Genomic DNA, 14,012 nt, shown 5'->3' on the forward strand with positions numbered 1-14,012 from the left:
ATCTATCCCACCAGTGATTGCGCGGCCTGGTGCAGCGGTGCGAGTTGGCCGTGGATCAGGCGAAGTTGTTCGGCCACCAGGTGTTGAGACGACGCCTGGATGCTGTTCGCGCCGCCGCCCTGGTCCGTCGGTATGCCCGGCGGCAGACCCTCGGCCGAAGGCGCCTTGCCCTGCACCAGGCTGCCGCCCAGCGCCTGCAGGAAATCCGCGACCTGCTCGGCATCGGCCAGCAGCGCACTCGACCGCTCGCCGGCGGCCAATGCCTCTCGGTGCGCGCCCAGGCCCGAAAGGTAGTTGAGCACCGTGTGCGAATGCACCAGGAAGCGCAGGCCGCGCTCGCCTTCCTCCGCGCGGCGGCCGGGCTCGGTCATCAGGTTGTTCAGTGCCGTCGAGAGCGCGGCATCCGCGTTGTGCGCGTTGCGCCGCGCGAGGCGATAGGCCAGGTCGTCGACCCGCCCGTCGCGAAACTGCCGCGCCAGCGCGCGCAGGTACTGCGACAGCGCCGCGAGGCAGCGGCCGGCCAGGGCGTCGAGCCGTCGGCCCTGCCAGTCGGGCAGCACCAGGAACACGGCCGCGCCGGCGAGCGCGCTGCCGATCAGCGTGTCGACCATGCGCGGAACGATCAGCACCTGGCCGTCCCCGCTCTGGTTGAAGCACATCAGCACGACCAGCGTCATCGAGGCGGTGGCGATGGTGTAGCGCGTGGTGCGCGTGCTGAAGAACAGGACCCCGGCCACCACGGTGAACATGGCTTGCAGCAGCAGGCTCGGGAACAGGTCGAACAGCGCCCAGCCCAGGGCCAGGCCGATGAAGGTGCCGGCCACACGCTGCAGCATGCGTTGCCGCGTCGCGTTGAAGCTGGGCTGGCAGACGAAGATGGTGGTCAGCAGGATCCAGTAGCCCTGGTGGGCATGGATCGCACGCATCAGCCCGTAGCCCGCGGCCAATGCCAGGCTCAGGCGCAAGGCATGCCGCAGCAGTGGCGACGAGAGGCGGAACTGTTCGCGCACGCGGCCCCAGGCATCGGCCCACGAGCGCGGCGTGCGGTCGTAGAGCGCACCGTCGTTGACGCCGAGTTGCTGTGCCGGATGGCTCGCGCCAGCGAGTTGCGCATCGAGCGTGGCCAGGTTGCCGGCCAGGGCTTGCAGCGAGGTCAGCAGCGCGGCCTGCTGCGCATCCGGATGCGTGTGGAGGTGGTCGATGGCATTGCGCAGGTCGCGCAGGGCCATGGTGCTCTCCTTCCCTTTGGCGAAGGGCACGCGCAACAGGATGGCCCGCCCCAGCTTGCCGCATGCGCGCCCTTGCACGCGCAGCAGCCGCTGGCAGCGGAACAGCACGTCGCTGTGGAAGAAGGCATCGATGAGCGCGTCGTACGGATAGTGCGAGGAACTGGCCCGCTCATGGACGTCCTGCGCGATGAAGTAGAGGCCCAGGTACGCTTCCATGCGCTGGCTGGGGCGCGTGGCGTCGATGCGGTTGAAGAGGCCTTCCTTGGCCTGGTTCAGCGCCATCACCACGCGGCCGCTCTGCTGCGCGAGCCGCAGCCGGCGCACCTCGCCCTGGTCGTCGCGCACCGGCTCGAACAGCGTGGACTTGAGCCGCAGGTAGTCCTCCAGTTCGCGCATCACGAGCGCCAGGTACTGCTGCACCGGCTGATGGACGAAGAGCGCGCACCAGATCACCGACAGCAGCCCGTACCAGCTCGCCCCGGCCAGCAGCAGGGCCGGCTCCAGCCAGAAGGCCTGGCCCGCATCGCCGCGCTGGTCCATGCCGATGGCGGTGTACAGCGCCAGGATCAGCGTGGCGAAGCCCATGGCCTGGTAGCGCCGGCTGATGGCGCCGAGCATCGTGAGCGCGAAAGTGCCCCCCATCAGCCCGAGCACGAACACCGTGCGATGCGCGAAAGCGGCCTGCACCGCGAAGGCCACGGTCGCGAAGCACGCCAGCGTCAGCATCAGCGTCTGGGCGCGGCCGCGCCAGTTGTCGTCGGTCTCGGCCAGCGCGCTGGCCACCACGCCAAGGAACAAGGGCACCAGCAACGGCATCCGGTCGAGCGACCAGCAGCCCGCCACCAGCACCGTCAGCGCGATCGCCACGCGAATGCTGTACGCCAGGCTGTTGATCGCCCAGAGGCGGCGCAGCGTGGAGGACAGGTCCAGGGAGAACATGGTCGCCTGCCGCAATGATCGTGCCGACTGCGGGACGTTCAGGCACGCCGTGCGGCACGCAACGCCCGGCTGCGCGACTCCAGCCCGCGCAGCACCACGTCGACCCACGCCTCGAAGCCGCTGTCGAGCGGCCGCGTCTTGCCGCTTGACCAGCGCAGCAGGAAGGCGCGGTTGCGCAGGGCGTCGAGGTTGCGGCCGAGGTGGGGGTGCCGCGCAGGGTCCACCGCGTCGATCTGCGCACGGCAGGCGGCTTCCCAGTGGGCCGTGTCGTCCATGGGCGCGCTGGACAGTTCCAGCGTGGCAAAGCCGCACATCGCGGCGATGACGACGTTGAAGGCGTCGACCAGCGAATCGCCCTCGAAGCGGGCGTCCTCCAGCGCTTCCACCACATGCTGCAGCAGCGGCGCATCGAAGGCCGCGTTGAAGGCCAGTTCGCTGGCCACGGCGGGCGCGAGGTTCGGATGCTGGCGCAGGGCCCCCCGGAAGCGCAGCAGCACGGCACGCAGGCGGGCTTGCCAGGTGCCGTCGGACAGGTCGGCGGCGACGTCGGCGAGGGCCAGCGCGATGGCGCCGGAGACCAGGGCATCGCGACTCGGCACGTGCCAGTAGATCGCGGCCGGGAACACGCCGAGGTCGGCGGCGAGCTCGCGGATGCTGAAGGCCTGGAGGCCCTTGCGATCGATGAGGGCGAGGGCGGCTTGCAGGATGCGATCGCGGCCCAGCGCCGGGTTGCCGCCGCCTGCCGTGTCCTGCTTGCGCGGGCGACCGGGGCGCGCTTTTGCGGGCGGCGGGGCCTTGCGGGAAGCGGCGGTCTTGCGCGGAGGGGGCATCGGCGCATTGTCGTTGATCGGTGTTCAATTTTAATTGAACGACGTACAATTAATTTGCCAACTTGCCGTTCCAAAGCCTTCAAGGAGATCCAACGTGTCGATTCCTGCCACCCCGCCCGTCGCCCAGTTCGAAGGCGGCTGCGTCTTCATCGATGGTGCGTATGCGCCGCTGTCGGAGGCCAAGGTCTCCCTGTTCGACTGGGGCTTCACCCGCTCCGACGTGACCTACGACGTCGCCACCACCTGGAAGGGCAGCTTCTTCCGCCTCGATGCGCACATGGACCGCTTCTTCAGCAGCCTGCAGAAGATGCACCTCGCCATCCCGTACTCGCGCGCCGAGTTGCGGGAGATCCTGCACGGTTGCGTGCGCGCCGGCGGCCTGCAGGATGGCTACGTCGCGATGGTCTGCACGCGCGGCGTGCCGCCGCGCGGCGCCCGGGACCCGCGCATGGCGCAGAACCGCTTCTATGCCTATGCGCTGCCGTACGTATGGATCGCCTCGCGCGAGAAGCAGTTGGCCGGCATCGACCTGCACATCAGCGAGCGCCAGCGCATCTCGCCGGCCTCGGTCGACCCGACCGTCAAGAACTACCACTGGATCGACCTGGTGCAATCGATGTTCGACGCCTACGACCGCGGGCACGACACCAGTTGCGTGGTCGATGCGGAGGGCAACGTGACCGAGGGGCCGGGCTTCAACGTGTTCGCGGTGAAGGACGGGCAGGTCTTCACGGCGGACCGGGGCGTGCTGGAAGGGATCTCGCGACGCACGGTGCTGGAGTTGTGCGGGAAGCTGGACATTCCGTTGCATGTGGGACCGCTGCCGGTCGATGCGCTGCGCAATGCCGACGAGGTGTTCCTCACGTCGAGCGGCGGCGGCGTCCTGCCCATCGGCAAGATCGACGGGAAGCCGCTGCCGCCGTTCCCCGGGCCGGTGACGACACGGCTCTACGAAGGGTATTGGGCGTTGCACGATGACCCGGCTTTCAACGATCCGGTGGACTACGGCAGCGAGGGCTGAGTCCGTTGCCGTGGTTTCAGTTGGGCGCGCTGCGGGCTCCGAGGATCAGTGTTTCGTGGAACCCACCAGTGCTTGCACCCGTTGACCGAACGCCGTCAAGTCAAAGGGTTTGGTCAAGACTTGCATGCCGGTCGGCAGGTGCCCATGACTGAGCGCCGCGGTTTCGGCATAACCCGTCACAAACAAGACCTGCAGCTTTGGAATCATGGCACGCGCTGCATCTGCCACGTGCCTGCCATTCATGCCGCCGGGCAGACCCACATCGGTCACCAACAGCACGATGGAGCGATTCGCCTGCACGATCTCGATGGCGCGAGGTCCGTTCGCTGCTTCCAGGACTGTGTAGCCCAGTTCCCGCAGCGCCTCGGCCATCAGCATGCGCATCGAGGATTCATCGTCGACGACCAGGACGGTCTCGCCAGTCCCGCTCACGTTGAAACTCTCGAGAGGCCTGGCCGCGCGCGCCCCCGGCTCCATCTCGCCGTCATGGCGAGGCAGGTACACGCACACCGTCGTCCCGCGGCCGACTTCAGAGCAGATCCGCGCGTGCCCCCCGGACTGGCGGGCGAAGCCATAGACCATCGACAAGCCAAGTCCGGTACCCAGGCCGATGGGCTTGGTCGTGAAGAAAGGGTCGAACGCCCGCGCGATCACATCTGCCGGCATGCCGCAACCGTTGTCGCTCACGCACACCGAGACATACTGGCCCGGCAGCATCTCCTGCGCGCTGGCCGTGTGCTCGTCGAGCGAACGATTGGCAGTCTCGATGACAAGCCGGCCGCCTTCGGGCATCGCGTCCCGGGCATTGATGCACAGATTGAGTATCGCGTTCTCGAGCTGTCCCGGATCCGCACTCACGGTCCACACCTCCGTGCCGGGCAGCACTTCCAGAACCACTTGCGGACCAATCGTTCGCCTGACCAGGTCCTCGAAATCTGCAATCAGCCCGTTGACGCAGATGATTCGTGGCTCCAGCGTCTGCTGCCTCGAGAACGCCAGGAGACGGTGCGTGAGTCCGGCCGCGCGCCTGGTGGCAGTCTGGCCGATATCGACGTAGCGCGCGACAGCCGGGTCGTCCTGCAGCCGACGCTTCAGCATTTCAAGGCTGCCCGAGATGGCGCCCAGCAGGTTGTTGAAATCATGCGCCAGACCGCCTGTCAGTTGCCCGACCGCCTCCATCTTCTGCGACTGGCGCAATGCCGCTTCGATCTTCATCAAGTCGGTGGTGCGCTCCTTGACTTGGCTTTCGAGGGACGCCGCCAGTTCGCGCAGCTTCTGCTCCGCGCGGCGGCGCTCCACGGCCTGCCGGGTCCGGTGAGCGACTTCGCGCACGAGTGACAGCTCATCGGGTGTCCAGGGGCGTGCAGTTGCATGATTGAGATACAGAAGGGCGACCAGGTCGCCATCTTCGCTGACTGGCATGTTGACCACTGACTGTGCGCTGATGGCGATCAGCGCGTCTGCCGTGGCGCGGGTGCGGGGATCGACGCGGGCGTCGGCAAAGATCACCGTCTCACCGCGCTTGAGATCTTCGATGTAGCTGCCGTAGTCCCTGAAACGCAACGTGCCCGCCAGGGTCTTGATTCCCGGCGCGTTCCAGTCGCGTTCGATGGTGATGGTCTCTTGCTGCTTGTTGATCGTTCCATAGCCGGCGCGGCTCACGTCCAGGGTACGACCCAGCGCCTCGGCCGCGCGAAAGGCAATTTCGGCCGGGTCGTCGATCACCGCGTACGCATACCGGTCCAGCGACTCCAGCAGTTCGGCACGACGCCGGGCGATCATCTCTTGCGAGATGTCTTGAGAGACACCGGCCATTCGCAAGGGCTGCCCGTCGATGGATCGTTCAAGCCGGGCGTGGATGCGCACCCAGCCGAGCCGGCCATCGGGGCGGACGACGCGGTACTCTATGCGGTAGTCCTTGCCGGAGGCCACGGTCTCCGCGACCGCAGCCCGCATCCGTGCCCGATCGTCCGGATGAACCGCCTCGAGCAACTCGCTGTATGTAAAGGGCGCCGCCGCATCCCGGCCGAAGTTGAGCTTGCAGTGTTCCGACGCGGAGAGCTCCCGAGTCGAGAGGTCGAGGTCCCAAATGCCCAGCTCCCCCGCCGAAGTCGCAGCCAGCAGGCGCGCTTCTCCATTGCGAACAGCGCGCACCCGGTCTGCCAGCTCCGCGGTCAGGGCGGCGTTGGAACTCTCCAGGCCTTGCACGCGCTCGCGCTCCAGCGTCACGTCGACCTGGCTCGCGAAGAAATAGGCAACCTCGCCATCCGGCCCGGTCACCGGGCCCAGCAGAAGCCGGTTCCAGAACGCTTCGCCGTTCTTTCTGAAGTTGAGAAGATCGAGCTGGACCGACCTTCGAGCCTCTATTGCCTCGCGGATCTGCCTCACCGCCTCGCGGTCGGTCCCGGGTCCCTGGAGGAAGCGACAGTTGCGGCCCAGGATCTCGGCGCGCTCGTAACCGGACAGGCGGCAGAACGCATCGTTGACGAAGACGATGGGGTTGTCCGGCTGGCGAGGGTCGGTAATGACCATTGGCATCCGCGTGGCACGCACGGCGGCAACGAACGGGTCCGTTCCGTCATCGGAACCCTGGATGCGCGGGTCATCTGAGCCAGTTGCTTGGAATGCCGGCAAGTTGTTGGATTCCTTCGAATGCGTTCGCGCGCAGGATACCGCGTCCCGGCGATTGCGGTTGAGATTGCGAAATGTGGTGGGGTGCAATAGTTGCCAGTGGCGTGCCGCGCAGCGACCGCCGCGGTGAAGGCGATCGGAGGGCATGGCCTGCCGGGCGTACTCTCCGGAGGAAGCGGCCGGGACGGCACGCCAGTTGCTTGCACTCGAAGCGAGTTCAATCCCAAAGGAGCCAAGCCATGAACCGCAACGACGTCACCGAAAAGATCATCACCGCCAAGGTCGCCAAAGGCATCCAGTGGGCCGATGTCGCGAAGAAGGTCGGCCTGTCGAAGGAATGGGTGACGGCCGCCTGCCTCGGCCAGATGACGCTCGATGCCGCGCAGGCCAAGGTCGTCGGCAAGATCTTCGGCCTCAGCGCCGAGGAGCAGAAGTGGCTGCAGGTCGTGCCGTACAAGGGCTCGCTGCCCACCGCCGTGCCGACCGACCCGCTGATCTACCGCTGGTACGAGATCGTCAGCGTCTACGGCACCACGATCAAGGAACTGATCCACGAGGAATTCGGCGACGGCATCATGAGCGCGATCGACTTCAGCATGGACATCACGCGTACGCCGGATCCGAAGGGCGACCGCGTCAACGTGGTGCTGTCGGGGAAGTTCCTGCCTTACAAGACGTACTGAGCCTGCTCACGCGCGGCTCAGGATGCCTTGGGCATTTCGCGCATGCTCCCGATGACGCCGCCCTTGGGCAGCATCAGCGACAGCACGATCGTTCCCACGCTGGTCAGCAGCAGGGCGATGAAGGTCAGATGCAGTGCGCCGCCGAGTGCCAGCCGCGTCCCCGCATCGGCCGCGGCCTGCACCGTCGAATCGCGCAGCAGATGGCGAAGCTGATCCTCCGGGATCGCCTGGCCGCCATGCAGCCGCGCCAGCCCGAAGTTGAACACCGCGCCAAAGAACGCGGCGCCCAGCGCGCTACCGAGGTTGCGCGAGAACACGTTCGATGCCGTGGCGATGCCGCGCTGCGCCACGTCGACGGATTCCTGGATGATGATCAGCGACGAGAGGCTCAGCAGCCCCATGCCCAGGCCCAGCAGGAACGAGCCCACGCCGGCCACCATCGGCGGATGGCCCGGGCCCAGCAGCGCGAACACGGCAGTGCCCAGCGGCAACAGCGTTCCGCCCACGATCATCAAGCGCCACAGTCCGAAGCGCAGGAAGGTGCGCGAAGCCAGCGTCGCGCCGATCGGCCAGCCCAGCGTCACCATCGTGAGCATCAGCCCCGCGACCACGGGCGTCTGGCCCAGCACCACCAGCACATACATCGGCACGAAGCTGGTCGCGCCCATCAGCGCCATGCCGCCGAGCAGCGCAGAACCGTTGAGTGTGGCCATGATGCGCGTGCCCCAGAGCCGCAGCGACACCATCGGGTCGGCCGCGCGCCGCTCCTGCGCGATGAACAGCAGCGCCACGACGGCGAACACGCCAGACCAGGCCCAGCCCACGCCCGCGTGGCCCAGCCCGAATTCGGTGAGGCCGATCATCAGCGCCGCGATACCCACCGTGAAAAGGATTGCGCCGGCGATGTCGATCGATGTCCGTCGGACCGCGGGCGCCTCGTGCAGGAAGAACCAGAAGCCCGCCGCGGCCGCGATGCCGACGGGCACGTTCATCCAGAAGATCCAGCCCCAGTCCACGTTGCCCACGATCAGCCCGCCCACCAGCGGCCCCAGCACCGACGACGCGGCCCACACGCTGGCCAGGTAGCCCTGCACCTTGCCGCGCTCGCGCGCCGGGTACAGGTCGCCGACGATGGTCAGCGCCATCGGCTGCACCGCGCCGGCGCCTATGCCCTGGAGCAGCCGGAAGGCGATCATGGCGGGCATCGACCAGGCAAAGCCGGCGAGCAGCGAGCCCGCAAGGAAGATCGTGATGCCCACGAGCATCACCGGCTTGCGTCCATACAGGTCGGACAGCTTGCCGAACACCACGGTCATCGCCGTCTGCGCGAGCAGGAAGGATGCAAACACCCAGCTGTAGAGGCTCAGGCCGCCGAGGTCGGAGGCGATGCGGGGCATCACGGTGGAGACGACGGTGGCCTCGATCGCGACCATGGCCATCGAGGCCATGACCGCGGCGATGACCAGCGGACGGTGGGTGTTCTTGTTCATGGAGCGGCGCGCGGAAACAACCGCGCTGCAATTTCTGTGTGTCTCGATCTGCGAACTTCCCGATGCGGGACGCCGGATGATCGGCGAACGGCGCCACCCGCGCAGGGGTGGGGCTACTGCCTTCGTGCCATGCCCGGGTTGACGGCGTTTCCGGCCCTGACGCCGGCGCCGCGAACCTCCAGCCGGATCTCGTCCAGCACCGTGCCCTGCGCATCGGTCAGTTGCACGACATGGCGGCCGGGCCAGGGCAGCCATTGCACGCTGTTCTCCCGCGCGAAGGGCTTGCCGTCCATGCGCCAACGCACGGCGCGGCCGGTGGCCTCGAAGCGCACGCGCTGGCGCTCGGGCGGGATATCGGGGTCGAGCGCGAGGATGGTGCCGTCGGCGGGTGCGGTGATGCGGGCCGCCACGCCGCCGCCCATCGCCGGCTCGACGGCGAACAGCGATTGCTCGGTGCCTGGCAGGAACCACTCGCTGCGCGCCGCTTCGAGCGGCCCGTTGTCGGCACCTGCGCCGAAAGTGACCCGCGCCTGCACCAGCCCGGGCGGCGGCGAGGGCGCGCGGCTGGGTTCGCGCCGGTGCAGGAAGCCCATCACCTCGGCCCACACCGGCGCCGCGCCGCTGGTGCCGCTCACGTCGCGCATCGGCGCGCCGCTGGCATTGCCGACCCACACGCCGACGGTGTAGCGCTGAGACCAGCCGATGGCCCAGTTGTCGCGCATGTCCTTGCTGGTGCCGGTCTTGACGGCGGTCCAGAAGCGGGTACCCAGCACGCTATCGAGGCCAAACGTAAGTGCACGCGCGTTGGGGTCGCTGAGGATGTCGCCGACGATGAAGGCCGCGCCTGCGTCGATGACCTGAACCGCCGGGCCGGTTCCTGGTTGAGCCTGCACCACGTCCCGCGTCGGACTGAAGCGGCCGCCATTGGCCAGCGTCCGGTACCCGTTGGTCAACGACAGCAAAGTCACCTCCGCGCTGCCGAGCGCGAGGCTGTAGCCGTAGTAGTCCCCACTCTCGCGCAGCGATACGCCTGCTGCCCGCAACTGCCGCGCGAAGGCCTCGGGCGACACCATCACCAGCGTGCGCACGGCCGGCACGTTGATGGAGGAGGCCAGCGCCGTGCGCACCGACACATGGCCCTTGAACTGCCGGTCGTAGTTCTGCGGGATGTAGAGCCCGCTGGCCGTGCTGATCTGCGCGGAGGAGTCGTCCAGCAGCGATGCGGCGGTGAGCCTGCGCTCGGCGATTGCCTCTGCATAGAGGAACGGTTTCAGCGTGGAACCGGGTTGACGCTGCGCCAGCACGCCATCGACCTCGGCGGCCTGGCTCAGCGGGCCCGACGAGCCGACCCATGCCAGCACCTCGCCGGTGGCGTTGTCGAGCACGACCAGCGCGCCGTCCTGGACCTCGCGCCCGCGCAACTCGCGCAGGTGGCGTTGCAGGCTCCCGAGCGCGAAGCGTTGCAGCGGCGCGCGCAAGGTGGTGCGGACGCTTTCCGCGCCGTTCGCGCTCTTCGCCACGCGGCGCCCGAGATGCGGTGCGATGCCTTCGCTCGGATCGAACACGCGCCGCTGCAAGGCCGCGCTGGCGAACATGTCCATCGCGTCACAGTCGGCCTTCGAGGCTTGAGTCGCCTCCATCGTCCGCAACACCTCGCAGGCACGCTGTGCCACCTGCGCGGGCCTGGCGTTGGGCGCGCGAACAAGCGCAGCGGCAAGCGCGGCCTCGCGCATGTCGAGCCCGCTCGGCGCCTTGCCGAACAGCGTGCGCGACAAGGCATCGATACCGACCACCTCCCCGCGAAACGGCACGGTGTTGAGGTAAGCCTCGAGGATCTGGTCCTTGCGCCAACTGCGCTCCAGGCGCTGCGCATCGACGGTCTGACCGAGCTTCTGCGACAGGCTGCGACCACCGGCACCCTGGCGCAAGTCCTCGTCCAGCAGGCCGGCCAGTTGCATGGTGATGGTCGAGGCGCCGCGCGTGCGCGTGTTCCACAGGTTGCCCCACGCAGACGCCGAGACCGCGCGCCAATCCACGCCGCTGTGCTCGTAGAAGCGCTTGTCCTCCGACAGCAGCATCGCGCTGCGCAAGGCCGGGGATACGTCGGCCAGCGCGATCCATTGCCCGCGCCGCACGGCGGCGTCGGTGCGCACGCGCTGCAGCAGTTCGCCGTCGCGGTCGAGCACGCGCACGTCGGAGGGATGGAAATCGCGTCGCACTTCGTCGAAGGCCGGTACCGCCTGCGCGCGCGGCATCGCCGCCACCCACAGGACGGCAAACGCGAGGCAGGGCAATGAACGGCGAAGAAGGACGGGGCGCATGGGGCGTGGGCCTACTCGGACACGGGCGGAAGCGGCGTTGTGAGCCACCGGCACGCCGGCCATTGTGAAGGCTGAAAAGGAAAAGGAAACATCATGAAGAAAACAGTCCTTCTGCTGGCCGCCGCGGCCGTCACCGCCTTGTCGGGTTGCGTCGCCGTGCCCTACGACGCCGGCTACTCGCGCGCCGAACCGCCGCCACCGCATTCACGCGGCCGGGGTGACCGCGACCGCGACGGCATACCGAACCGCTACGACCGCGCGCCCGAAAACCCGGCTTATCGTTGAACGCCGCAGCCGCGCAAATGAACACAGCCAAGAACTGTCTTGGCTGTACTTTTTTGCGACATCCGCGTTCGGCTGTCCGAATTCCTTCCGCCCATACGACAACCCTCGTAGCATCCCGCGGAACGGGAAACCGCTTCGGAAGGAGCCGCGATGTCGTGGAACGAAATCTTCCTGGCCCTGGGTGGCGTCGCCGGTGTCGCGGCGGGTCTCACGCTGTTCGCCAAGCTGGTCGCCGAGAAGAGCGCCGACGCGGCGCTTCGGCGCTTCGAGCACACGCTGAAGCTGGCGGAGGAGAACCACCGCGCCGCCCTGACGCTGGCTACAACGGTCGACACCGAGTTGCGCACCCAGCGCAGGGCCGCCTACATCCTGCTGTGGTCGCTCACCGGCAAGCTGCCGCAGTGGCCGCGCAATGACGAACTGCAATACAGCGACCTGCGCAAGCTTTCCGAAGACCTGCGCGACTGGTACTTCCAGACCGGCGGCATCTACCTGTCGGAGTCGGCGCGCAAGGTCTACGGCAACGCGCAGGAGCGCATCCATGCGGTGCTGGCCGAAGGGCGCACTGGTGCGGTCGGCAAGGCTCACTATGAAACCTTGCGCAAGGCCTGCAGTGCGTTGCGCACCGAGCTGACCGAAGACCTCGCCTCGCGTCGCGAGTCGCCGGCACTGCCGACGTCCGGACTTGCCACGCCGGAGCGCTGAACCTATCGTCGGGCTCTCCCCAACGCACCTCATGGATCGGAGCACCTCATGCCCAAGGGTTACTGGATCGCGCGCGTCGACGTCTCCGACCCGGAGCAATACAAGGCCTACGTCGCCGCCAACGCGGAGCCGTTCCGCAAGTACGGCGCGCACTTCTTGGTGCGGGCGGGCGCGTTCGAGAACCCTGAAGGCACCAGCCGTTCGCGCAACGTCGTGATCGAGTTCCCGTCGCACCAGGCCGCGCTCGACTGCTGGAAGTCGCCGGAGTACCAGGCGGCGATCAAGCTGCGCACCTCGGTGGCGACCAGCGACCTGGTGATCATCGAAGGCTACGAGGGGCCGCAGCCGGCGGACGCGAAGACTTGAGACTCGCGCGGGGCGAGATTCAAGCCCGTTGGCCGAACCTCGCGGCTGAACGGGCCTTGGCCCGCTGCGCCTCGATTTCCCGGTCGCGTGGCTCGGCCGTGGTCACCAGCGACTGGATCAGCGTCCGCGCCGTGGACGCAACTTCTTCCACCGCGCGATCGAAGGCTTCGGTGTTGCTCTTGGAGGGCACGGTGAAGCCGCTGAGCTTGCGCACGAACTGCAGCGACGCGTCGCGGATCTCCTGCTCGGTGGCCGGCGGCTCGAAGTTGAAGAGGGTCTTGATGTTCCTGCACATGGGCGTGCTCCCGATGCATTGGGCGTCTACTGGACCCGCATCGAGCAATCCGGGCCGGTGAAGCCCGCCTTGCATTCGGTGAGGACAGCAGGCCGCTTGACGGTCGATGAAGGGGGCGAAGCGCTGCCGCCCGAACCGGCGGCCGGCACGTAGAGGATCTTGCTCTTGCCGTTGCCGCAGGTGCCCACCACCCGGCCGGGTTCGGTCGACGCGGCATCGGCAATGGTCAAGGTGAAGCTGACGATGCCGCCCGCCTTGATCTTCTGGTCGATCTCGGCCTTGAGTTCGTCGCACGAGAGTGCGTGGCTCGACGCCGATGCGGCGAGGAGGGCTACAAGAAATGCAATCAGCCTGGTCATGGCTTTCCCTGTGGAGTGGTCTGGATGTCGCGCACCACGGCGGCGAGACGATCCAGATTCTGCTCGTTCGCCTCGGGCACCACGTGGGCGATGCGTTCGCGCTCCTCCGGCGTGTCGAAGACCTGGCGCCAGGTGACCAGCGTGCGCTGGCCCTGGTCGGCCAGGTCGATGGTCAGGATGAAGTGATGCGGCGAGGCGATGTGCTCGATCACCACGCGCTGCTGAGGCACGATGTCGGCGAAGGTGTTCTCGTTCGGGTAGTCGGTGCCGTCCGGGCCATGCAGCGTGAAGCGCCACGCGCCGCCCTTGCGAAAATCGAAACCGCGGAAGGTGCTGGAGAAGCCTCGGGGCCCCCACCAGCGCGAGAGATGCTCGGGATGGCTGATGGCACTGAACACCAACTCGCGCGGCGCGTCGATCAGGCGCGTGTGCAGGAAGTAGTTGGGAGCGGGGCGTGCATAGCTTGCCGTCAGCATCTCCCACTGGTGGCCGTCGGGCACGTTCCAGTAGATCATCCGGCCGCCGTACTCGGTGTTGATCTGGTTGTTCATCGGGCCGGTCACGGTGTTGCGGAACGGGATGTCGGCGGCCTGGATGCGCCCGAGGATGGCGTCGAACTGCTGCTCGCTCACGCGGAAGCAGAAGTGGTAGACGGGGAAGTCTTCATCGGTGTCGATGAAGTCGAGCGTCAGGCCGTCGTTGACGAAGACCGGGGAGAACGGGCCGAGGGAAGTTTCCGCCCACGGCACGCCGAGCAGGTCGGCCAGTTGCTTCGCCGATTCGAGCTTGTGGCGCGTGGGGACGATGGTGTGGTCGAGTTCGATGGGCATTGGGGTCTCCTTGGCTTCCTCGGTTCGC

At 67.5% G+C, this 14,012-nt stretch carries 13 protein-coding genes; 5 read left to right on the forward strand and 8 right to left on the reverse strand.

Annotated elements, in window-relative coordinates; genetic code table 11:
* Window positions 1–2 precede the first annotated feature (2 nt).
* Entirely contained in the window at window positions 3–2,168 is a 2,166-nt protein-coding gene (yccS, locus tag WKW79_RS16050) for a YccS family putative transporter (RefSeq protein WP_340336169.1), read from the reverse strand.
* A 38-nt stretch (window positions 2,169–2,206) separates the two neighbouring features.
* Window positions 2,207–2,998 carry a TetR/AcrR family transcriptional regulator gene (locus tag WKW79_RS16055; protein WP_340336170.1) on the reverse strand — a complete coding sequence of 264 codons (792 nt, stop codon included), beginning with the start codon at window positions 2,996–2,998 and terminating at the stop codon, window positions 2,207–2,209.
* 94 nt (window positions 2,999–3,092) lie between these two features.
* On the opposite strand from WKW79_RS16055, the gene WKW79_RS16060 reads away from it, so the two are divergent.
* The gene (locus WKW79_RS16060) at window positions 3,093–4,019 is read left to right on the forward strand and encodes an aminotransferase class IV (RefSeq protein ID WP_340336171.1); all 927 of its coding nucleotides are present in this window, start codon (window positions 3,093–3,095) and stop codon (window positions 4,017–4,019) included.
* A 45-nt stretch (window positions 4,020–4,064) separates the two neighbouring features.
* Here WKW79_RS16060 and WKW79_RS16065 read toward each other — a convergent pair whose 3' ends face one another.
* Complete coding sequence (locus WKW79_RS16065) at window positions 4,065–6,653, reverse strand: PAS domain-containing protein (RefSeq protein ID WP_340336172.1); 2,589 nt, start codon at window positions 6,651–6,653, stop codon at window positions 4,065–4,067.
* Window positions 6,654–6,889: 236 nt separating this feature from the next.
* On the opposite strand from WKW79_RS16065, the gene cynS reads away from it, so the two are divergent.
* Entirely contained in the window at window positions 6,890–7,333 is a 444-nt protein-coding gene (cynS, locus tag WKW79_RS16070) for a cyanase (protein WP_340336173.1), read from the forward strand.
* Between the two features lie 17 nt (window positions 7,334–7,350).
* Here cynS and WKW79_RS16075 read toward each other — a convergent pair whose 3' ends face one another.
* Both WKW79_RS16075 and pbpC read right to left on the reverse strand, forming a co-directional pair.
* On the reverse strand, window positions 7,351–8,823 hold the full coding sequence (locus WKW79_RS16075) for an MFS transporter (RefSeq protein WP_340336174.1): 1,473 nt from the start codon (window positions 8,821–8,823) through the stop codon (window positions 7,351–7,353).
* 113 nt (window positions 8,824–8,936) lie between these two features.
* Window positions 8,937–11,144, reverse strand: a complete 2,208-nt coding sequence (pbpC, locus tag WKW79_RS16080; RefSeq protein ID WP_340336175.1) for a penicillin-binding protein 1C — start codon at window positions 11,142–11,144, stop codon at window positions 8,937–8,939.
* Window positions 11,145–11,237: 93 nt separating this feature from the next.
* On the opposite strand from pbpC, the gene WKW79_RS16085 reads away from it, so the two are divergent.
* From WKW79_RS16085 to WKW79_RS16095, 3 genes are all read left to right on the forward strand, one after another.
* A complete protein-coding gene (locus WKW79_RS16085; protein WP_340336176.1) occupies window positions 11,238–11,429 on the forward strand; it encodes a hypothetical protein in 192 nt (63 codons plus the stop codon).
* 150 nt (window positions 11,430–11,579) lie between these two features.
* The gene (locus WKW79_RS16090) at window positions 11,580–12,134 is read left to right on the forward strand and encodes a hypothetical protein (protein ID WP_340336177.1); all 555 of its coding nucleotides are present in this window, start codon (window positions 11,580–11,582) and stop codon (window positions 12,132–12,134) included.
* 48 nt (window positions 12,135–12,182) lie between these two features.
* Window positions 12,183–12,500 (forward strand): DUF1330 domain-containing protein, encoded by a 318-nt coding sequence (locus WKW79_RS16095; protein WP_340336178.1) that lies wholly within the window; start codon window positions 12,183–12,185, stop codon window positions 12,498–12,500.
* A gap of 19 nt (window positions 12,501–12,519) precedes the next feature.
* Here WKW79_RS16095 and WKW79_RS16100 read toward each other — a convergent pair whose 3' ends face one another.
* The 3 genes from WKW79_RS16100 to WKW79_RS16110 are packed head-to-tail and all read right to left on the reverse strand — an operon-like array spanning window position 12,520 to window position 13,984.
* Complete coding sequence (locus WKW79_RS16100; RefSeq protein ID WP_340336179.1) at window positions 12,520–12,795, reverse strand: DUF2277 domain-containing protein; 276 nt, start codon at window positions 12,793–12,795, stop codon at window positions 12,520–12,522.
* 26 nt (window positions 12,796–12,821) lie between these two features.
* A complete protein-coding gene (locus WKW79_RS16105) occupies window positions 12,822–13,154 on the reverse strand; it encodes a DUF1161 domain-containing protein (RefSeq protein ID WP_340336180.1) in 333 nt (110 codons plus the stop codon).
* Window positions 13,151–13,984 (reverse strand): SRPBCC domain-containing protein, encoded by an 834-nt coding sequence (locus WKW79_RS16110; RefSeq protein WP_340336181.1) that lies wholly within the window; start codon window positions 13,982–13,984, stop codon window positions 13,151–13,153. Before WKW79_RS16110 ends, WKW79_RS16105 begins: the two co-directional genes overlap by 4 nt.
* Between the last annotated feature and the right edge of the window lie 28 nt (window positions 13,985–14,012).

The organism is Variovorax robiniae (assembly GCF_037889955.1).
Lineage (GTDB): Bacteria > Pseudomonadota > Gammaproteobacteria > Burkholderiales > Burkholderiaceae_C > Variovorax > Variovorax robiniae.

What these genes read in the sequence shown, in the direction of transcription:
- yccS (WP_340336169.1), bottom strand. Translation starts at nt 2,168, where the DNA reads ATGTTCTCCCTGGACCTGTCCTCCACGCTGCGCCGCCTCTGGGCGATC.
- WKW79_RS16100 (WP_340336179.1), bottom strand. Translation starts at nt 12,795, where the DNA reads ATGTGCAGGAACATCAAGACCCTCTTCAACTTCGAGCCGCCGGCCACC.
- WKW79_RS16090 (WP_340336177.1), top strand. Translation starts at nt 11,580, where the DNA reads ATGTCGTGGAACGAAATCTTCCTGGCCCTGGGTGGCGTCGCCGGTGTC.
- WKW79_RS16055 (WP_340336170.1), bottom strand. Translation starts at nt 2,998, where the DNA reads ATGCCCCCTCCGCGCAAGACCGCCGCTTCCCGCAAGGCCCCGCCGCCC.
- WKW79_RS16095 (WP_340336178.1), top strand. Translation starts at nt 12,183, where the DNA reads ATGCCCAAGGGTTACTGGATCGCGCGCGTCGACGTCTCCGACCCGGAG.
- cynS (WP_340336173.1), top strand. Translation starts at nt 6,890, where the DNA reads ATGAACCGCAACGACGTCACCGAAAAGATCATCACCGCCAAGGTCGCC.
- WKW79_RS16105 (WP_340336180.1), bottom strand. Translation starts at nt 13,154, where the DNA reads ATGACCAGGCTGATTGCATTTCTTGTAGCCCTCCTCGCCGCATCGGCG.
- WKW79_RS16085 (WP_340336176.1), top strand. Translation starts at nt 11,238, where the DNA reads ATGAAGAAAACAGTCCTTCTGCTGGCCGCCGCGGCCGTCACCGCCTTG.
- WKW79_RS16110 (WP_340336181.1), bottom strand. Translation starts at nt 13,984, where the DNA reads ATGCCCATCGAACTCGACCACACCATCGTCCCCACGCGCCACAAGCTC.
- WKW79_RS16075 (WP_340336174.1), bottom strand. Translation starts at nt 8,823, where the DNA reads ATGAACAAGAACACCCACCGTCCGCTGGTCATCGCCGCGGTCATGGCC.
- pbpC (WP_340336175.1), bottom strand. Translation starts at nt 11,144, where the DNA reads ATGCGCCCCGTCCTTCTTCGCCGTTCATTGCCCTGCCTCGCGTTTGCC.